22 protein-coding genes are annotated in these 18,276 nt (G+C 45.1%); all 22 read left to right on the top strand.

Annotated features, from left to right (window positions below):
• Window positions 1-10 precede the first annotated feature (10 nt).
• The 22 genes from T355_RS0110035 to atpC all read left to right on the top strand — a co-directional run bounded on the left by T355_RS0110035 (window position 11) and on the right by atpC (window position 18,194).
• Window positions 11-979: a KpsF/GutQ family sugar-phosphate isomerase gene (locus T355_RS0110035; RefSeq protein ID WP_027397643.1), complete on the top strand. Its 969-nt coding sequence runs from the start codon at window positions 11-13 to the stop codon at window positions 977-979.
• 1 nt (window position 980) lies between these two features.
• A complete protein-coding gene (locus T355_RS0110030) occupies window positions 981-1,541 on the top strand; it encodes a KdsC family phosphatase (protein WP_027397642.1) in 561 nt (186 codons plus the stop codon).
• A gap of 43 nt (window positions 1,542-1,584) precedes the next feature.
• Window positions 1,585-2,499 carry a lysophospholipid acyltransferase family protein gene (locus T355_RS0110025; protein WP_027397641.1) on the top strand — a complete coding sequence of 305 codons (915 nt, stop codon included), beginning with the start codon at window positions 1,585-1,587 and terminating at the stop codon, window positions 2,497-2,499.
• Complete coding sequence (gene lptC / locus T355_RS0110020; RefSeq protein WP_027397640.1) at window positions 2,492-3,043, top strand: LPS export ABC transporter periplasmic protein LptC; 552 nt, start codon at window positions 2,492-2,494, stop codon at window positions 3,041-3,043. The genes T355_RS0110025 and lptC overlap by 8 nt, the downstream gene beginning before the upstream one ends.
• An 11-nt stretch (window positions 3,044-3,054) precedes the next feature.
• A complete protein-coding gene (locus T355_RS0110015; protein WP_231483020.1) occupies window positions 3,055-3,747 on the top strand; it encodes an LptA/OstA family protein in 693 nt (230 codons plus the stop codon).
• A 17-nt stretch (window positions 3,748-3,764) separates the two neighbouring features.
• The gene (gene lptB / locus T355_RS0110010; RefSeq protein ID WP_027397638.1) at window positions 3,765-4,484 is read left to right on the top strand and encodes an LPS export ABC transporter ATP-binding protein; all 720 of its coding nucleotides are present in this window, start codon (window positions 3,765-3,767) and stop codon (window positions 4,482-4,484) included.
• 13 nt (window positions 4,485-4,497) lie between these two features.
• Window positions 4,498-5,589 (top strand): LptF/LptG family permease, encoded by a 1,092-nt coding sequence (locus T355_RS0110005; protein WP_027397637.1) that lies wholly within the window; start codon window positions 4,498-4,500, stop codon window positions 5,587-5,589.
• Window positions 5,590-5,656: 67 nt separating this feature from the next.
• On the top strand, window positions 5,657-6,886 hold the full coding sequence (locus T355_RS0110000) for a DUF3084 domain-containing protein (protein ID WP_027397636.1): 1,230 nt from the start codon (window positions 5,657-5,659) through the stop codon (window positions 6,884-6,886).
• A gap of 247 nt (window positions 6,887-7,133) precedes the next feature.
• Window positions 7,134-7,547, top strand: coding sequence for a resolvase (locus T355_RS0109995; RefSeq protein ID WP_037330106.1), 414 nt, complete (start codon window positions 7,134-7,136; stop codon window positions 7,545-7,547).
• 37 nt (window positions 7,548-7,584) lie between these two features.
• Complete coding sequence (locus T355_RS0109990; protein ID WP_027397634.1) at window positions 7,585-8,043, top strand: deoxycytidylate deaminase; 459 nt, start codon at window positions 7,585-7,587, stop codon at window positions 8,041-8,043.
• Between the two features lie 100 nt (window positions 8,044-8,143).
• Window positions 8,144-9,181: a glycosyltransferase family 4 protein gene (locus T355_RS0109985; RefSeq protein ID WP_027397633.1), complete on the top strand. Its 1,038-nt coding sequence runs from the start codon at window positions 8,144-8,146 to the stop codon at window positions 9,179-9,181.
• A 48-nt stretch (window positions 9,182-9,229) separates the two neighbouring features.
• Window positions 9,230-10,390 (top strand): non-hydrolyzing UDP-N-acetylglucosamine 2-epimerase, encoded by a 1,161-nt coding sequence (gene wecB, locus T355_RS0109980; protein WP_027397632.1) that lies wholly within the window; start codon window positions 9,230-9,232, stop codon window positions 10,388-10,390.
• Between the two features lie 575 nt (window positions 10,391-10,965).
• Window positions 10,966-11,229, top strand: a complete 264-nt coding sequence (locus T355_RS0109975; RefSeq protein ID WP_331279591.1) for an AtpZ/AtpI family protein — start codon at window positions 10,966-10,968, stop codon at window positions 11,227-11,229.
• 171 nt (window positions 11,230-11,400) lie between these two features.
• On the top strand, window positions 11,401-11,778 hold the full coding sequence (locus tag T355_RS14835) for a hypothetical protein (RefSeq protein WP_051555524.1): 378 nt from the start codon (window positions 11,401-11,403) through the stop codon (window positions 11,776-11,778).
• A 63-nt stretch (window positions 11,779-11,841) separates the two neighbouring features.
• The gene (atpB, locus tag T355_RS0109965; protein WP_027397630.1) at window positions 11,842-12,510 is read left to right on the top strand and encodes a F0F1 ATP synthase subunit A; all 669 of its coding nucleotides are present in this window, start codon (window positions 11,842-11,844) and stop codon (window positions 12,508-12,510) included.
• A 71-nt stretch (window positions 12,511-12,581) separates the two neighbouring features.
• Window positions 12,582-12,833 (top strand): F0F1 ATP synthase subunit C, encoded by a 252-nt coding sequence (gene atpE / locus T355_RS0109960; RefSeq protein ID WP_027397629.1) that lies wholly within the window; start codon window positions 12,582-12,584, stop codon window positions 12,831-12,833.
• Between the two features lie 44 nt (window positions 12,834-12,877).
• On the top strand, window positions 12,878-13,381 hold the full coding sequence (gene atpF, locus T355_RS0109955; RefSeq protein ID WP_027397628.1) for a F0F1 ATP synthase subunit B: 504 nt from the start codon (window positions 12,878-12,880) through the stop codon (window positions 13,379-13,381).
• Entirely contained in the window at window positions 13,375-13,917 is a 543-nt protein-coding gene (gene atpH / locus T355_RS0109950; protein WP_027397627.1) for an ATP synthase F1 subunit delta, read from the top strand. Before atpF ends, atpH begins: the two co-directional genes overlap by 7 nt.
• A 22-nt stretch (window positions 13,918-13,939) precedes the next feature.
• Window positions 13,940-15,457 (top strand): F0F1 ATP synthase subunit alpha, encoded by a 1,518-nt coding sequence (atpA, locus tag T355_RS0109945; protein ID WP_027397626.1) that lies wholly within the window; start codon window positions 13,940-13,942, stop codon window positions 15,455-15,457.
• 19 nt (window positions 15,458-15,476) lie between these two features.
• Entirely contained in the window at window positions 15,477-16,337 is an 861-nt protein-coding gene (gene atpG / locus T355_RS0109940) for an ATP synthase F1 subunit gamma (protein WP_027397625.1), read from the top strand.
• Window positions 16,338-16,349: 12 nt separating this feature from the next.
• Window positions 16,350-17,762 (top strand): F0F1 ATP synthase subunit beta, encoded by a 1,413-nt coding sequence (gene atpD / locus T355_RS0109935; protein ID WP_027397624.1) that lies wholly within the window; start codon window positions 16,350-16,352, stop codon window positions 17,760-17,762.
• A 3-nt stretch (window positions 17,763-17,765) separates the two neighbouring features.
• Window positions 17,766-18,194, top strand: a complete 429-nt coding sequence (atpC, locus tag T355_RS0109930) for an ATP synthase F1 subunit epsilon (RefSeq protein WP_027397623.1) — start codon at window positions 17,766-17,768, stop codon at window positions 18,192-18,194.
• The last annotated feature ends 82 nt before the right edge of the window (window positions 18,195-18,276 follow it).

Raw genomic sequence — 18,276 nt, 5'->3', positions numbered from 1 at the left:
CTTTTATTAAATGATTAAGGATTCTGCAATTGAGACACTTCGTATTGAGGCGGACTCAGTATTGAAGCTGATTGATCATGTTGATGAAGAATTTGTCCAGGCAGTTCAGTGTATACTGGAGTGCAAGGCAAGGGTTATTATTACGGGTATGGGTAAGTCCGGCCATGTGGGCAGAAAGATTGCTGCCAGTTTGGCCAGCACAGGAACACCATCCTTTTTCATGCATCCGGCTGAGGCATTTCATGGCGATTTGGGCATGGTTACAGCTGATGATGTGGTTATAGCTATTTCCAACAGCGGTGAAAGCACTGAGGTGGTAAATATTCTGCCGGTGGTAAAGCGCATTGGTGCTAAAATTATCGCCATGTCAGGCCGTAGGGAATCTGCTTTGGGGCGAAATGCTGATTTCTTTATTGATGTCAGTGTGGAAAAGGAGGCCTGTCCTTTGGGGCTGGCTCCTACTGCCAGCACCACGGCTACCTTGGCCATGGGGGATGCCATTACGGTGGCGCTGCTTGAGGCCAGAAACTTCACCAAACAGGACTTTGCCCTGTTTCATCCGGGTGGTTCCTTGGGACGCCGTTTGCTTTTAACTGTGGAAAATGTTATGCATAGTGGTGAGGACAATCCTATTATTCACTACAGTGCCACAGCCAAGGAAGCCCTCTTTATGATGACTGACAAGGGACTTGGTGCAACATCTGTGGTGGATGATGATGGTAATTTTATTGGATTGGTAACAGATGGTGATATTCGTCGCTGTCTGGCCAAGGGCAGTCAGTTTTTAGATGAGCCGGTGGAGGAGCTTATGACCAAGAATCCTCATACCATTACTCAAGAGAAGCTGGCGGCATCTGCCTTAAGCATTATGGAAAAGCATAAGCCACGGCCAATTACGGTTTTGCCGGTGGTGAGTGCTGATAATAAACCAGTTGGTATTGTGCATTTGACAGACCTTTTGCGTCAGGGAGTTGTATAATATGAAAACTAAAAAAGGTGCTTCTGAAATTGCCAAGAAAATTAAGCTGATTATTTTCGATGTGGATGGAACCCTTACGGATGGGTGTATCTATATGGGGCCTGAAGGAGAAGCCATGAAGGCTTTTTCTGCCCGGGATGGTATGGGTATTGCCATGGCTCATAAGGGAGATATCAAAAGTGCAATAATTACCGGCCGTAGCTCCAGAATTATGACCAGGCGTGCCAATGAGCTGAAGATTGATGCTCTTTATCAGGGGTGTGTCGATAAGCGTGGTGCTTATGAAGAGCTTAAGTTGAAATTCTCCCTCAAGGATGATGAGATTGCCTATGTGGGAGACGATATCAATGATATTCCTCTTATTCAGCAGGCAGGCCTTGGCTGTTGCGTAGGAGATGCTGTGGCAGAGGTTAAGGATTTGGCCATAGTGGTGGCTGAATGTCCCGGTGGTAAGGGGGCAGTTCGGGAAATCCTTGAGTTTATCTTAAAGGAGCAGGGGAAATGGGATTCCCTTGTGGGCACTTTTACTGGGAAAAAAGCAGTTGACGGTGTAAGACAGTAAATAAAAGTATTCTTTGTAATAGGGATAGGAGATTTGGATTTTTATGGTATACAAGCTTCTTATGTTTCTGAGCTGGGTGTCCTGCAGAACTCCTTATAGCTGGTTGTTGGCAGCGGGCAAGGGATTGGGCATTCTGTATTACAAGTTAATAAAGAAACAGAGAAATCTGGCGATAAAGCAGATGCGGGAGTCTTTAAAAATATCTCAGGAAGAGGCTGAAAGGCTGGTTCGTGAGTCCTTCATCAATATGGGCCGTAATTTCTTTGAAGTGCTGTATATGCCCGCCCTTAACAAGGATAATTTTAAAAAGCATATTGAAATTGATCATCTGGAAAGGATGGAGGCGGCCTTGGCAGAAAAGCACGGTGTTGTGGTGCTTACAGGCCATGTGGGCAATTGGGAGTGGCTGTCCGCTGCTTTTACCATGAATGATATGCCTGTAAGTGCAATTGCCAAGCAGCAGCCTAACATGGATTATACAAACGCCCTAAATGATTTGCGGGCAACTATTAACGTAGAGATATTTTCCCGTGGTACCAGTGAGCTTTTAGCAGCAGCCAAGGCACTGAAAAAAGGGAGAATACTGGGATTTTTGGCAGATCAAGATGCTGGTCCTGGTGGTGCCTTTATTGAATTTTTGGGCAAGACGGCTTCAACTCCCATGGGGGCTGCTGTTTTTGCCAAAAAGTTTAATTCTCCGATTTTGCCAGCCTTTATATTGCGTCAGCCCGATGGTCATCACAAGGTTGTGATTGGTGAGGTTCTTCGTTATGAAGACACTGGGGACAGCGATAAGGATTTGTTTGATTTAACCTATAAAATGACTAAGATTCTTGAGAAAATTATTATTGAAAATCCAACTCAGTGGCTTTGGTTCCAGAAGCGCTGGAACACAGCTCCTGAGCAGCAGGTGCATAAGCATCATATAGTAAAATCAGAGGTAACTGACAATGAATAAAAAAGGAAAGGCCTTGGCAGGTATATTTGCAGTTTTGTTGGTAGGCCTTATTGTATGGGCTGTGAACGGCATACCAGAGCCACCTGATGTGGTAGACACTCCATCACAGCGTATAGTTAATTTTGATGGCAATACTATCAGCGAGGAAAAAAATGGTAAAATCATTTGGACAGTAACTGCCGAAAATATAGAAATGGATATTGATACCAAGGATGCTTCTCTTATCAACGTGAAGGCTGTATATAATTTTGAGGACGGCCGCACTGTTGAATTGAAGGCTCCAAAGGCTATATATAAGGAAAAGGATCATCATTTGGAAATTACCGATGGTGTTGAAGGAAAATCCAGTGATGGCGGAAAGTTCTCCTGTAAGGAAGTGGAGTGGCTGTCCGATAAGGATATGCTGGCCATGAAGGGAGACGCAAAGATTGAGTACGAAAAGGAACATATAAAGGCTTCTGGCGACCGCATAGAGAGTACTAACGGTTTTACCAAGTTCAAGGCCATTGGAAAAGCCCATCTGGAAAAGGGTAAAAAGGAATAGGAGAATAAGCTATGAGAATGAGATTGAACATAAAAAAAGCAATTGTTATGGCTGGTATTGCTACTATGGCGGTTTCAGGCACTATTTATGCAGCAGATAATAACGAGCCGGCAACCCTTGATGCAGAGGAAGTAGAATATGATATGGCAAGTGGTCTGGCCTCTGCCAAGGGTAATGTGGTAATGACCAAGGGTAATGCCACTGTTACAGGTAATTATGCAGAGTATAATTCCAAGACCCAGGAAGGCAAGGTAAGGGGCAATGTGGTGGCCACAAAGGAAGACATGCGGGTAACTGCTGATTTGGTAACCACTGATGGTCCTGACCACATGATTGCCGTAGGCTCTGTAAACGGCACCAAGGCTGACAAGCATTTTATGGGGCCTAAGGTGGAATACTTCCAAAAGGATGAGTATGTGTTGATTCCAAGTGGTGGCAGCATCACTTCAGCGGATGGGACCTTTAGAGCTGATCTGATTCGCGGATTTATGAAGGAAGATCACATCGTAGGTAATGGTAATGCATATATGGTAAGCCCCAAGAATAACATGGAGGCCGGTGGCGACCAGGTGGATTATTGGGGCAAGGAAAAGGGCAAGGCTATTATAACTGGCAACGCCTGGGCTGTTCAGGATAACAATACACTGAAGAGCAAAAAACTGACCGTATATTTGGCTGATGACGGCAAGACATCTGTGAAGTAACTGGGAGGTCTATTGAGTTGCATATTGAGGCCAGAAATTTAGTTAAAACATTTAAAAAACGAAATGTGGTGGATGGTGTTTCCCTTAATGTTAGCACGGGAGAAATCGTAGGCTTGCTGGGGCCAAATGGTGCCGGTAAAACCACCACTTTCTATATGATTGTTGGTTTGGAGCGCCCAACCTTCGGAGAAGTCTTTTTATCTGATTTTCCCATTGGTGATATGCCAATGTACAAGCGTTCCCGTCTGGGAATCAGCTATTTGGCCCAGGAGGCATCAATTTTTCGCAATATGACCGTTGAGGAAAATATTATGTCCATTCTGGAGGGCACCATTAAGGATAAGGCTACCCGTCAGAAGAAGGTTAAGGAGCTGCTGGAGGAATTCCATGTATCTCATGTTATTGACAGATTGGGTACAGAGCTTTCTGGCGGTGAGCGTCGCCGCGTGGAGATTGCCCGTTGTCTGGCATTGGAGCCACAGTTTATTCTGTTGGATGAGCCCTTTGCCGGTGTAGATCCATTGGCAGTAGCTGATATTCAGGGGATTATCAAATACCTTCAGGAGCGTGGAATGGGTATTCTCATCACTGACCATAATGTAAGAGAAACCCTGCACATCGTTGACAGGGCATATATCCTTAATAATGGTAAGATTCTCCTGGAGGGTGACAGCAACACTATTGCAAACAGTGAGCTGGCCAAGAAATTCTATCTTGGTAATGATTTCACATTATAATAGAGGTAAGAAGATGCAGATTAGAATATTAGACAAATACATATTTAAAGAGGTTTTTAAGACCTTTATATTTGGTATATGTGCATTTTCTGCCGTATTTATCGGTTCCGGAACCTTGTTCCGAATTGCACAGTATATCACTGAATATGGTGCCTCACTGGCATCAGTGGCCAAGATTTTTGTGCTGAGTCTTCCAGGCGTTGTCATCTGGACTTTTCCAATGTCCATGCTGCTGTCCGGCCTGTTGACCATTGGCCGTTTGTCCGGCAATAGCGAAATAACAGCCATGAAGTCATGCGGTATCAGCTTTTATCGCATTGCGGCACCAGCCATTGTTTTAGGCGCATTTGTAAGTGTATTTGCTGTTTATTTCAGTGAATACATAGTGCCATGGTCCAATGAAGCGTATAGTAATGTGCTCAATTATGAGATTAAGGGAAATTTGGCACCCCAGTCTCAGGAGCATATCATTATCAAGGATATAAAGAACGGCAATATTGAAAATCTTATCTATGCCCGTCAGTATGACGCTACCACCAATCAGATGCTGGGTATAACTATGCAGTCCTTTGAAAAGGGAGAGCTGAGTCATGTGGAAAACGCTGAATTTGCTGATTGGAAGGATAATCAGTGGACCATGCATCAGGGAATTATTTATGATGTATCCCAGGGAGAGTCCCGCCATACCATGCATTTTGATACCCAAGTGCTTCCGGTAAATGAAAGTCCGAAGGAAATTATCCGTGAGCAGAAGAAGCCTGAGGAAATGTCCATGGCAGAGCTGACGGCTCAGATAAAAATAATGAAAAGCCAGTATGTTAATACTGCAAAGCTGGAAACGGAGCTTTATCAGCGTGTTACTATACCAATGGCCAGCCTGATTTTCACCTTGGTGGCGGTTCCATTGGGCATGCAGCCAAACCGCAACAGTTCATCTCGTGGCTTTGTTATAAGTATAGTAATAATCTTTATTTACTATAGCTTAATGACCATGGCCGGGGCCATTGCCCAGGGGGGAACTGTTCCACCGATTATAGCTGTATGGCTGCCTAATATAGTAGGCCTTATTGCAGGTGGCTGGCTTATGCACAGGGCTTCCAAGTGATGAAAACTATGTAGTCATTAAATGATGATTCTGTTGTTTGTATTTTTTGAAGGGATGTGACTTCGCCGTGTATGGTCTGTTTTTGATTGTGGTTCTGGTAGTAGTGGGCGGAGCCATAGCCTTTATAGGTGATAGATTAGGGTCTAAGGTCGGCAAGAAAAAGCTGACTATTTTTGGGCTTAGACCGAAGCATACTTCTGTTTTGGTAACGATTCTTACAGGTATCAGTATTACTACCATGACTTTGGCAGTAATGACCACTGTTTCTGACAATGTTCGTACTGCTCTTTTCGGTATGGAACAGCTTCGCCAGACCATGGCGGAAACGGAAAACCGTCTGGCTTATGCTTCTAAGGAACTGGAAAATTCCAAAGCAGAGCAGGCCAAGACTGATGCAACATTGGCTCAGACCCGCAAGGATTTGGATCAGCTTATGGAACAACGTCGTGAGCTGGAGCAGAGGGCAGATGAGCTGCAAAGGGGTAATGATGCCTTGGAGGCAGCCAAGGCTGAGCTGATGGCAGAAAACAATAATTTGATATCCCAAAATCAAGGATTAGCAGACGATAATGCCAAAATGGCTGATGATAATGCTAAGCTGGCCGACGATAATAAGCAGCTGGAGGACAGAAATGCTTATCTGACTACAGGCATTCAGATTATGCGTGAAGGTGATATCACCTTCCGCGCTGGTGAAGTGCTGTCCGGTGGAGTGGTTAAGTGTGGTCGTAGCACCGAGGAAACCATGAATGATCTGAGCGTGCTTACAGATATGGCAAGAGAGAATATTGCCCATCGTTTGGGTGATAAGGCTACGGAGCAAGAAAAGCAGATATGGATTTTGCAGTCTGATTATGAACAGGCAGCCCAGATTATTTCTGAAAGTCAGGATGATATGATTGTGCGTATTGTATCCATTGGCAATCTAGTTCGTGGTGAGGATGTTCGCACAGTGCTGCAGCTTTATCGTAATAAGCGGGTATTTAATGACGGTGAGCTGATTGCTACCAAGAGACTCCATGTCAACGTTAATAAAGAGGAGGAAGTGGATGCAGAAATAACCAGCTTCCTTCAGGAGGTTAACGGCATTGCTACCCAAAAGGGTGTATTGCCTGATCCTATTTCCGGTAATGTGGGTATTATCGAAGGTGAAGAAATTTATAATACCATTAATGACCTTAGGGCAGCCCGTGGGAATGCAACAATTTATGCGTACGCCAAGGGGGCCTGTGAGGTATTCGGGCCACTGCGGGTAAGACTGAAGATTATAGCCTCCGGTGTCATAGGGGCATTTTAAACATTATGATAATTAACTATAAATTATAAGTATAAGGTAGAGGCTGATTGTCTTGAGCATTAAGTTTCAGAGCGTTAAAAAGCGATTTTTTGCTTACTTACACAGCGAGAAAACATCCGTTGTTTGAGCGAAGCGAGTTCGGATTTTTCTTGCTGCTAATTATTATGCAAAAAATAGCTTTAGCGATGAAACTGAGCGAAAGACAACAGCTTCTACCTTTATTTCATTAGGAGTAATTGTTTTGAATATGGAAATATCAGGAAAAAGTATATTGGCAGTTGACCCGGGGCGGGATAAGTGTGGTGTAGCCGCTTTGTCAACAGATGGTACTGTCCTTTATCAGCGGGTGGTGGATACGGCTTCTCTGCCCAATATTATTAGCAATTTGAAGAGAGACTATGAAGCTGATATACTTGTAATTGGTAATGGTACCACCTCCGGCGAAGCACAGGTCCGTATAAAAAATGAGTGCCCGGGGCTCCAACTGGAGGAGGTTGATGAGTACTATACTACACAGCTGGCCCGTGGTGAATATTGGAAGGTAAAGCCCCCAAAGGGGTGGAGAAGGCTGATACCTACAAGTATGCAGGTGCCACCAGAGCCGGTGGATGATTTTGTGGCGGTTATTTTGGCCAGAAGATTTCTGGACGAACATAAATAATAAAGAGTATGGGAAAACAAAAGAAGGGGAGAAAAAAATGGCTGATGCTTCAAAGAGACCGGAATGGAATGAGTATTTTCTTGATATTTCCAAGGCAGTAGGAAAACGCTCCACCTGTCTTAGGCGCAAATACGGGGCAATTATCGTTAAGGATAAAATTATCATCAGTACTGGATATAACGGTGCCCCAAGAGGTGAGGCCAACTGCATTGATACTGGTCTTTGTGAGCGTCAACGCCTGGGGATCAAGCCAGGACAGAATTATGAGTTGTGTGTAGCTGTCCACGCAGAGCAGAATGCCATTATTAATGGTGATCCTGAGAAAATGAAGGGGGCCACAGCCTATATTGTGGGCTATAATGCAGACGGAACCCTGGCCAGCGGCAAGCCATGTCTTCTCTGCAGGCGCATGCTTAGAAATGCCATGCTGGATAAGGTAATTTATCTGGAGTCTGATGGTTCAGTGGTGGAAGTTGAGCCAAAGGATATTAAGTAAGCCCATCTATTTTTTCCTTTATACCTGCTTTTAATCTTGTTGACAGAGCGTATTTCGTGGAGTAAAATTGGTATGTTCTAAAGAAAGCAGGTGACTTTTTATGCCAAATTTCGTTTGGGCATTACTTATAGCTTTGGTGGTATCACTGGTGATTACCCCGGCTGTTATATTATTTGCAGATAAAACTGGTGCTATGGATGCACCTGATGCCAGAAAAGTACATAAAAAACCTATTCCCCGTATTGGAGGCTTAGGTATTTATATTGCCTTTATGGCAGGTGTGTTGGCTACGTTACAGTTGGATATGCTGCCTGAGGATGTTCAGTCAGGTGTTATTGGCCTTTTGATTGGTGCAACCCTGATTGTTATCCTTGGTTTAGTGGACGATTATAAGAATCTTCCCCCTAAGGTGAAGTTGCTGGGGCAGATTGTTGCTGCGGGAGTGCTGGTTGCCTTTGGGGTGCAGATTGATTTCATAGCGGATCCTTTTGGTGATTATTTCTATCTGGAATACTTTGCCATTCCTGCAACCCTTTTTTGGATTGTGGGTCTGACCAATACTGTTAATCTTATTGACGGTTTGGATGGTTTGGCCGCAGGTGTGGCCACTATTGCTTCCATTACGATACTTTTGGTGGCTATTCAGAATGCCTTTGTGCTGGTGACTATTATTACAGCAGCATTGGCCGGAGCAGCTATTGGATTCCTTTGGTATAATTTTAACCCGGCAAAGATTTTTATGGGAGATACAGGCAGTATGCTCCTTGGTTTTGTGTTGGCGGGAATTTCTGTAATTGGTGCGGTTAAGAGTGCGGCGACTATCGCCCTTATTGTGCCTATTTTGGCCTTGGGGGTGCCAATTCTTGACACCTCCTTTGCCATTATCCGCCGTTATCGCGGTGGCGTTCCAATTTTTAAGCCAGACAAGGGACATTTGCATCATCGCCTTTTGGATATGGGCTTTAACCAGCGTCAGGCTGTGCTGTTGATGTATGTTATCAGCGCCATGCTGGGACTTAGTGCTGTTCTTCTTAATGAAGTATCCGGTGGTATTGCTGTTGCCATTGTAGTGGCTGTTATACTGCTGGTATTTTTCGGTGCCAAAAAACTTGGTATTCTTAGAATGAAGAATCCTTGATACTTAATAATATATTCGTAGTTATCTCATGTGTGGAAGGGGATTAAGATGGGGAAAAGGATTAAAGTAATGACTGTGTTTGGTACCCGTCCGGAGGCAATTAAAATGGCTCCTGTAGTGCTGGAGCTGGCCAAACATCCTGAGGAGATTAAGCCAGTAGTGGCTGTTACTGCCCAGCATCGTGATATGCTGGATCAGGTATTAAATCTTTTTCATATTAAACCAGATTATGATCTGGATATTATGGCTGCTGGCCAGACATTGTTTGATATTACATCCAGGGCTATGATGGGCCTGGATAAGGTATTGCAGAAGGAAAAACCTGATATTGTGCTGGTGCATGGTGATACCACCACCACCTTTGCCGGGGCTTTGGCTGCATATTATCATCAGACTGCTGTTGGCCATGTGGAGGCAGGTCTGAGAACTCACAACAAGTATTCACCATTCCCAGAGGAAATGAACCGCAAACTCACTGGCTCCATCGCCGATATGCATTTTGCTCCTACTAACACCTCTGAGAGCAACCTTTTGGCAGAATCCATCAATAAGGAAGGCATTTTTGTTACAGGTAACACTGTTATTGATGCTCTTCATAAAACTGTTCGGGAGGATTTTGTATTTGAAAACGAAACCCTTCAGAATATTGACTACAAAAATAAACGAATAATTTTGGTTACTACTCACCGCCGTGAGAATCTGGGTGAACCAATGCGCAACGTATACAAGGCTCTGCGTCAGCTCACTGAGGAATTTGAGGATGTGGAGATTGTCTTCCCTGTTCATAAGAATCCGAAGGTGCGTGAGGTAGTTAAGGAAGAACTTGGCGGACACGATAAGATTTATCTCATTGATCCGTTGGACTATGAGCCTTTTGCCAACCTTATGCACAGAGCTTATATGATTCTCACTGACTCCGGTGGAGTTCAGGAGGAGGCACCAGCTTTAGGCAAGCCGGTTCTGGTACTCCGTGATACCACAGAACGCCCTGAGGCGGTGGAGGCAGGTACTGTCAAGCTCATTGGTACTGATGAAAAGGTTGTATATGAGGAAGCCAAGAAGCTGTTGACTGATAAAAACGAGTACAACAGTATGGCAGAGGCATGCAACCCTTATGGTGATGGCCAGGCATCCCGCCGTATTGTGGAGGCTATCCTCCATAAATATGGAAAGGGACATGCAAAGCCGGACCGCTTCGTGGCAAAATAATTTCATAAATTTGAGGACTGCGTTATCCGTGGTCCTTTTTTTATTTGTTACAATGTGGGTCCTGTCATGGAATAGGCCATTCATTTGCTTCGCTAGTGCCACATCAATTTATTTATCGGCTTAAAGATGGTATGGACGGACTTCGTAACCGTCCGCCACATCACAGTGGCTTCGATGAGTTTATTACAGAGGTGTCATTTTGAGCTTCGCATGCTTCATGTCCTTATTCCATGCCACCCACAGTTATTGCACATAAGGACAGGGGTGCTTACTGGAGCAATTAGGTCATGAGTCGTTAAGAAACGCTTTTGTCCGCACATCTATTTTAGTGACAAAAATCATCTGTTTGAGCGAAGCGAGTTATGATTTTTTTCACTATTTAATTAGGACAAAAAGTTTTAGGCCCATGACCGTCGCGACAGAAAACAGCCCTGCCCATTTGTATAAAAGTATAAATAGAAATTATGAAAACATTAGTATGAAATTATTTTCATAAATTTAACAGAATTGTTTCACAATGGAGGAATATTTGCTATAATTTCAAGTGTTGTTGATATTTCAAGGGGCAGAGGAAGGTGAAACACTTGAAGGCGGCGAATAATAACAGAGATGAGCATAAAGAGAAAGAAGCCAGTGGCTTGGCTCAAGCTTTGAAGGCCTTCGGTGTTTTAGGGGGCGTAGGTATTTTCTTTGCTGTAGTTATAGGAATCTGTATTTTTCTGGGGGCTATGGCAGATGATTTTCTGGGTCTTGAATACGGTGGAAAGCTGACGGGAATTGTTCTTGGATTCCCCATTGCCTTTTATCTGACCTACAAACAGCTTAAAGGAATTATTTAGGTTACAACGCAGTTCAAGTTCATAGCGTGTTGAAACGCTAATAATGAATATTTTGCTTATAGCAAAATATGAACAACTGCGTTATAATTATTCTGTATCGGAATTTTCCGGTGCAGAGCAATACTATATTCAACGAAGACGGGTAAATATAAAACTTGTCGGAGGAGGAATATGCGGGAAGTTATATTGACTAACATCATTAAGATGTTAAAAATACTGGGAGTGTTGACTGCCATGGTGGCGGTTTCTCTTTCGGTATATCAGCAGATAGTCCTGCTTTGTGGCTTGGCAGCCGGTTATCTCATGGGCTTTGCCTGGTATGGTGTCATGCTGGGAAGACTGTGGCGCAGTTCAGATATGACTGTGGCCCAGGCGAAAAGTACTATGGCAATGGGACTTATTTTACGATTAGTGCTGCTTTTGGCAGTATTTGGCACGGCTATCCAGATTTCGGTGGAACAGTTTGCAGCTGTGGTTGCAGGCTTTGCCATTGTTTATGTTCTGGGTATGGTTTTGCTGATACAGAACAACTACAGCAGATATCTGTAGGTCAATATAAATTCTCATGTTGTGTCCGGCATGGGCCGGATACATTAGAAGGGGGTATAGGTTATGCATGAAATCGGTGTTCGTGAAACAGTGCAGTTTGCCGGCCTGACCTTCAATTGGGAGACACTGGTGATGACCTGGATAAGTATGGCCATTGTTTTATTAATAGCTATACTTGCCACCAGGAACCTCAAAATGGTACCAACTGGTGCCCAGAACATTGTTGAGGGACTCATCGTGTGGCTTAGGGAACAGACGCTTACCAGTCTTGGGCCAAAGGGAGAATTCCTTTGTCCATTGATTGTAACATTGTTCCTTTTCCTGATTGTAGCCAATTGGCTTGGTCTGGTGCCTACTATGGCATCGCCGACAAATGATCTGAACACCACCTTGGGCCTGGCACTTTTCATTATCGTTATGGTACACACTTTGGGCGTGTACATGAAGGGAATGCATTATATTAAGCATTTCTTCCAACCGTTCCCAATTTTTGTTATCATTAACGTTATTGAGGAAATAGCCAAGCCAATCACACTGGCCTTCCGTCTATTTGGTAACATTCTGGCAGGTGAGATTCTCATCATTATTTTGCTTATGCTGGCTAAATGGGCAATTCTACCATCTGTAGCATGGCTGGCTTTCAGTTTGTTTATCGGCGGAGTACAGGCATTTATCTTCACCAGCCTTTCCTTGGCTTATTTGGCCAATGCAGTAAAGGACAGTGAGGAGTAAGAACGTTTTCTCGTTATGTTATCATGACGAAAACAGAAAAAATCGTTATTTATTTTAAGGAGGATTATCTAATGGAACATTCAGTTATGGTAGCGGCAGCTATGATCGGTGTAGGTATTATTATGGGTTTGGCAGCAGTTGGTGCAGCTTTAGGTGATGCACTGGTAACCAGTAAGTTTATTGAGGGCTTGACCCGTCAGCCAGAGGCAAAGAACGCACTCTTCACTAACACCTTGATTTCCGTAGGTCTGATCGAGGCAATGTGTATTATCGCCACCGTTATTGCCCTGATTATTCTCTACGCTAATCCACTCATCAAGTAATTTAACGCTACCGATGAGGCTATTAAGTAGAGGGGGCAATAGAATTGATTGATATTAACGCAACATTAATTGCGCAGATGCTGAACTTCTTGGTTCTTGTTGTTCTTCTCCGTATTTTTGCGTACAAGCCTATTGTTAAGATGTTAAAAGAGCGTGAGGAAAGAATCGCCGGCAGCATTAAGAAGGCTGACGACGATGCTGCAGCTGCTGAAGCTACCCTGAAGCAGTATCAGGAACAGCTGGCAGGTGCCCGTGTAAAGGCTCAGGAGATCATTGACAAGGCAGAAAAGCGCACTCGTGAAGATCATGAGGCCAGCATGCAGACAACAAAAGCTGAAATCGATCAGATGAAGCATGCTGCCCAGCAGGAAATTCAGAGGGAACGCGCTCTGGCAGTTGAAAAGCTCAAGGGACAGGTTGCTGCACTTTCCATTGCCGCAGCTGAGAAAATCGTTTCCAAAAATATTGATGCTGCTGAGAATGAAGCACTTATCAAGGAGTTTATCGACCAGCTCGATAAGGACAAGATTGGTGATTTGCCATGTTAAATATACAGCTTGCCCGTAAATACGGGGTTGCAATCTTTGAGATTGCCAAAGAGGAAAATCAGCTTGAAAAATACGGCAAGGAGCTTGCTCAGGTGAGCCACGACCTTTTTTCACAGGCTGATCTTAAGGGCTTCCTGACCAACCCGCAGGTACAGCCTCAAGCCAAGAAGGACCTTATTACCAAGCTTTTGCAGGGTGAGGTTTCTGACTTGATGTTTAAGTTTTTGCTGCTTCTGGTGGACAAGCGTCGTATTGTGTTGCTGGAAGCCATTAACGAGTGCTATCAGGAAATGTCCAATAAAGCACAGGGCATTGTAATCGCTGATGTAACCAGTGCATTTGATTTGAAGTCAGAACTCAAGGCAAGTCTTGGCAGCAAATTGGAAGAGGTGACCGGCAAAAAGGTACAGCTTCGCATGCACGAGGACAAGGGAATCATTGGCGGCGTAGTTGTAAAAATCGGTGACAGACGCATCGACGGCAGTGTAACCGGTCGTTTGCAGGCACTGAAGGCTGAATTGATGGCAAGTAATTGAGAAAATGGGGTGACAGCGAAGTATGAAAATGAATCCGGAAGAAATAACAGCCATTATCAAGGATCAAATCAAGAACTACAATGTTGATTTGAATGTTGATGATGTAGGCACTGTTATCGAAATCGGTGATGGTATCGCCCACGTTCATGGCCTCAGCAAGGCTATGGCCGGTGAGCTCCTTGATTTCGGTAACGATATATATGGTCTTGTTCTTAATCTGGAGCAGGACAACGTTGGTGCAGTTATTCTTGGTGGCGATACTGCCATCAAGGAAGGCGATATGGTAAAACGTACCGGCACCATCATGCAGGTTCCTGTAGGCGAAGCCATGGTTGGCCGTGTAGTTGATGCACTGGGCCGCCCTGTTGATGGCAAGGGACCTATCAACACAACTGAATATCGTCCAGTAGAGTACAAGGCTCCTGGTATCGCTGACAGAAAGTCAGTACATGAGCCACTCCAGACTGGTCTAAAGGCAATTGATGCTCTGGTACCAATTGGCCGTGGTCAGCGTGAGCTGATTATCGGTGACCGTGGTACTGGTAAGACTGCTATTGCTGTAGATACTATTCTGAACCAGAAGGGCCAGAACTGTATCTGCGTATATGTGGCAATTGGTCAGAAGGCATCCACCGTTGCCCGTGTAGTTAAGACATTGGAAGATGCCGGTGCTATGGAATACACCATCGTAGTTGTTGCTACAGCTTCTGATAGTGCTCCGCTTCAGTATCTGGCTCCTTACTCCGGCGTAGCTATGGCTGAGTATTTCATGTACAAGGGCGGTCACTGCCTCTGTGTATATGATGACCTTACCAAGCATGCGGCTGCATATCGTGCCATGTCTCTGCTGCTCCGTCGTCCACCAGGACGTGAGGCATATCCAGGTGATGTATTCTACTTACATTCCCGTCTGTTGGAGCGTGCTGCCAAGCTCTCCGATAATTTAGGTGCTGGTTCCATTACCGCCCTGCCAATTATCGAGACTCTGGCAGGTGACGTTTCTGCATATATTCCTACCAATGTAATCTCCATCACTGATGGTCAGATTATGCTGGAGACTGATGCGTTCTATTCTGGTATCCGTCCTGCCATCAGCGTAGGTCTGTCTGTATCCCGTGTAGGTGGTAGTGCTCAGATTAAGGCTATGAAACAGGTTGCTGGTACCATGCGTCTGGATCTGGCTCAGTATCGTGAGTTGGCTGCATTCGCACAGTTCGCTTCCGATTTGGATAAGGCTACCAAGGCTCAGTTGGATCGTGGTGCACGTATGGTTGAGACTTTGAAGCAGGCTCAGTATTCTCCACTGGCTGTAGAGGAACAGGTTGTAGTAATCTTCTCCGCAGTTCGTGGCTTTTTGACCGATATTCCAGTGGACAAGGTAGTTACCTTCCAGGGTGACCTTTTGAAGTTTATGCACAACGAGCATGAGGCTGTTCTTCAGAAGATTGCAGATCAGAAAAAGCTGGATGATGCTTTAGAGGCTGAGATTTCCAAGGCTATTGAGGAATTTAAGGAAACTGTAACCTACAAAATGGCATAAGGCAGCGAGGTGATTTTATTTGGCTAGTTTACAGGACATACGCCGTCGTATCAAGAGCGTAAAGAGTATACAGCAAATCACAAATGCCATGAACATGGTAGCAACCTCCCGCCTTCGTCAGGCTAAAGAGGCTGCTGTTGCCAATAAGCCTTATGCAGATAAAATGGCTCAGGTCGTATCTGATGTTGCCGCAAATGTGACTGATTTCAGTCATCCACTTCTGGAGGTTTATCCGGGGGGGAAGCGCCTTATTCTGGTAATCGCTTCCGATAAGGGCCTTGCTGGAGCATATTCCAGTAATGCCATCAAGGAGGCCGTTGCCCAGGTGGCGGATAAGGGCAATACTCAGCTTATAACTGTGGGCCGTAAAGCAAGAGATTATTTTTCCAACCGTAGCTATGATGTTTCCGGTGAATATATTGGCATCAGCGAACGTCCTAAGTTCGAAAATGCCAAGGATATAGCTGAGGATATCATTGAGCGTTTCAAGTCCGGTGAAATTGAGGAAGTGTACATGGTTTATACCAGATTCATTTCTGCAATTAACTGTGTTCCTGAAACTGTTAAGCTGCTTCCTTTTGGCAATCTTGCCACTGAGGAGGGCGAAGAGAAGAAAATTCGTTCAGAATACATCTATGAGCCTAATGCAGCTGAGGTGCTGGGGTATCTTCTTCCACAGTACCTTGTTACCACCATTTATGCGGCGCTTTTACAGGCAGCAGCCAGTGAGCTCAGCTCCCGCATGAATGCCATGAGTAACGCTACGGATAATGCTCAGGAGCTTATCGCAAAACTTGATTTGCACTATAATAAAGTTCGTCAGGCCGGCATAACCCGCGAGATCACAGAGATCGTGGGCGGTGCTGAGGCACTTAAATAAGGGGGTTTACCATTGGCAAACGGTAAAGTCGTACAGGTAATCGGACCTGTCGTAGATATTGAATTTCCCGCAGGTGAACTGCCAGAGATTCTTAATGCAATTACAATCCAGGGTAAAGCCGGCGACGTGGAAATAGATCTGGTGGTAGAGGTTATGCAGCATTTGGGTGACAGCGTTACCCGTTGTATCGCCATGAGCTCTACTGATGGTCTTACCCGTGGCATGGAAGCTGTAGATACTGGGTCTCCAATTAAGGTTCCAGTAGGCGATGCTTGCCTTGGCCGTGTATTTAACGTATTGGGTCAGACAGTTGATAATAATCCAGCACCAGTTGGCAACAAGGAATTCTGGCCAATTCATCGTCCAGCTCCTAAATTTGATGAGCAGGAGACTGCAACCCAGATTCTGGAGACTGGTATCAAGGTCGTTGACCTTATTGCTCCATATTCCCGCGGTGGTAAAATCGGCTTGTTCGGTGGTGCCGGCGTAGGTAAGACAGTTCTTATTATGGAGCTGATTCATAACATTGCAACCCAGCATGGTGGTTATTCTGTATTTGCTGGTGTAGGTGAGCGTACCCGTGAGGGTAACGATTTGTGGTCTGAGATGACCGAGTCTGGCGTTATTGACAAGACTGCTCTTGTTTATGGCCAGATGAATGAGCCACCTGGAGCCCGTATGCGTGTAGGTCTTACCGGCCTTACCATGGCGGAGTATTTCCGTGATGTTCAGGGTCAGGACGTGCTTCTCTTTATTGATAACATTTTCCGTTTCATTCAGGCTGGTTCTGAGGTATCCGCACTGCTGGGACGTATGCCATCTGCAGTAGGTTATCAGCCAACTCTGACTACGGATATCGGTGCCCTTCAGGAGCGTATTACCTCCACCAACAAGGGTTCCATTACTTCTGTACAGGCTGTATATGTACCAGCCGATGACTTGACAGACCCTGCACCAGCCGGCACATTTACCCATCTGGATGCAACCACAGTTCTGTCCCGTCAGATTGCTGAGCTGGGTATTTATCCAGCAGTGGACCCATTGGATTCCACTTCCCGTATTTTGGATCCAAATGTTATTGGCTCCGAGCATTACGAGGTTGCCCGTGGCGTTCAGGCAGTTCTCCAGAAGTACAAGGAATTGCAGGATATCATCGCAATTCTTGGTATGGAAGAACTTTCCGATGATGATAAGCTGACAGTAGCCCGTGCCCGTAAGATTCAGAGATTCCTGTCCCAGCCATTTGCTGTAGCAGAAATCTTTACTGGCACACCTGGTAAGTACGTTCCACTTCGTGATACCATCCGTGGTTTCAAGGAGATTTTGGAGGGTAAATACGATGAACTGCCAGAGGCTGCTTTCTATATGGTAGGCGGTATCGAAGAGGTTCTGGAGAAGGCAGAGAAGATGAAAAAGGAGGGATAATCCATGGCTACAATAAAGCTAGAGATTGTATCTCCGGATAAGGTCGTTTATTCTGCTGATATTGATATGCTGATTGTCCGTTCCACTGATGGTGAGCTTGGTATTCTGCCTCATCATGCTCCGTTGGTAACAGGCCTTGTGCCTCATGCCATGCGGGTGAAAATGGAAGGCACCGAGAAGCTGGTGGCGGTAGGCGGTGGCTTTATGGAGGTTCAGCCAGAAAAGATTTCTGTGCTGGCGTCCGTGGCAGAGCTTCCTGAGGACATTGATGCAGATCGTGCCCGTAAGTCCATGGAACGTGCCAAGCAGCGTATTGAGGCTTATAAGGCCGGTGGCGCAGCTCGGGAGGATATCAATCTCCTTCGTGCTGAGGCTTCACTGCAGCGTGCGTTGGCTCGTCTTAAGGCTCTGGGAACCAAAGGCGAAATTTAATAAAAATGAAAAAAAGACTGGTTTTCGGACCAGTCTTTTTTACGTATAAAAAAACGGCTCTCCGAAGAAAGCCGTTTTGAAT

This window comes from Anaerovibrio lipolyticus LB2005 (assembly GCF_000621545.1).
GTDB classification, from domain to species: domain Bacteria; phylum Bacillota; class Negativicutes; order Selenomonadales; family Selenomonadaceae; genus Anaerovibrio; species Anaerovibrio lipolyticus_A.
The sequence above is the reverse complement of the archived record's forward strand: the minus strand, read 5'-3'. Positions and strand labels throughout refer to the sequence as shown.

Excerpts from the sequence above, each read along its gene's own strand:
- atpH (WP_027397627.1), top strand. The coding sequence starts at position 13,375 with ATGTTAAATATACAGCTTGCCCGTAAATACGGGGTTGCAATCTTTGAG.
- T355_RS0110025 (WP_027397641.1), top strand. The coding sequence starts at position 1,585 with ATGGTATACAAGCTTCTTATGTTTCTGAGCTGGGTGTCCTGCAGAACT.
- T355_RS0110015 (WP_231483020.1), top strand. The coding sequence starts at position 3,055 with ATGAGAATGAGATTGAACATAAAAAAAGCAATTGTTATGGCTGGTATT.
- T355_RS0110005 (WP_027397637.1), top strand. The coding sequence starts at position 4,498 with ATGCAGATTAGAATATTAGACAAATACATATTTAAAGAGGTTTTTAAG.
- atpB (WP_027397630.1), top strand. The coding sequence starts at position 11,842 with ATGCATGAAATCGGTGTTCGTGAAACAGTGCAGTTTGCCGGCCTGACC.
- T355_RS0109995 (WP_037330106.1), top strand. The coding sequence starts at position 7,134 with ATGGAAATATCAGGAAAAAGTATATTGGCAGTTGACCCGGGGCGGGAT.
- atpC (WP_027397623.1), top strand. The coding sequence starts at position 17,766 with ATGGCTACAATAAAGCTAGAGATTGTATCTCCGGATAAGGTCGTTTAT.
- T355_RS0110035 (WP_027397643.1), top strand. The coding sequence starts at position 11 with ATGATTAAGGATTCTGCAATTGAGACACTTCGTATTGAGGCGGACTCA.
- T355_RS14835 (WP_051555524.1), top strand. The coding sequence starts at position 11,401 with ATGCGGGAAGTTATATTGACTAACATCATTAAGATGTTAAAAATACTG.
- T355_RS0109985 (WP_027397633.1), top strand. The coding sequence starts at position 8,144 with ATGCCAAATTTCGTTTGGGCATTACTTATAGCTTTGGTGGTATCACTG.
- atpE (WP_027397629.1), top strand. The coding sequence starts at position 12,582 with ATGGAACATTCAGTTATGGTAGCGGCAGCTATGATCGGTGTAGGTATT.
- T355_RS0110030 (WP_027397642.1), top strand. The coding sequence starts at position 981 with ATGAAAACTAAAAAAGGTGCTTCTGAAATTGCCAAGAAAATTAAGCTG.
- wecB (WP_027397632.1), top strand. The coding sequence starts at position 9,230 with ATGGGGAAAAGGATTAAAGTAATGACTGTGTTTGGTACCCGTCCGGAG.
- T355_RS0109990 (WP_027397634.1), top strand. The coding sequence starts at position 7,585 with ATGGCTGATGCTTCAAAGAGACCGGAATGGAATGAGTATTTTCTTGAT.
- lptC (WP_027397640.1), top strand. The coding sequence starts at position 2,492 with ATGAATAAAAAAGGAAAGGCCTTGGCAGGTATATTTGCAGTTTTGTTG.
- atpA (WP_027397626.1), top strand. The coding sequence starts at position 13,940 with ATGAAAATGAATCCGGAAGAAATAACAGCCATTATCAAGGATCAAATC.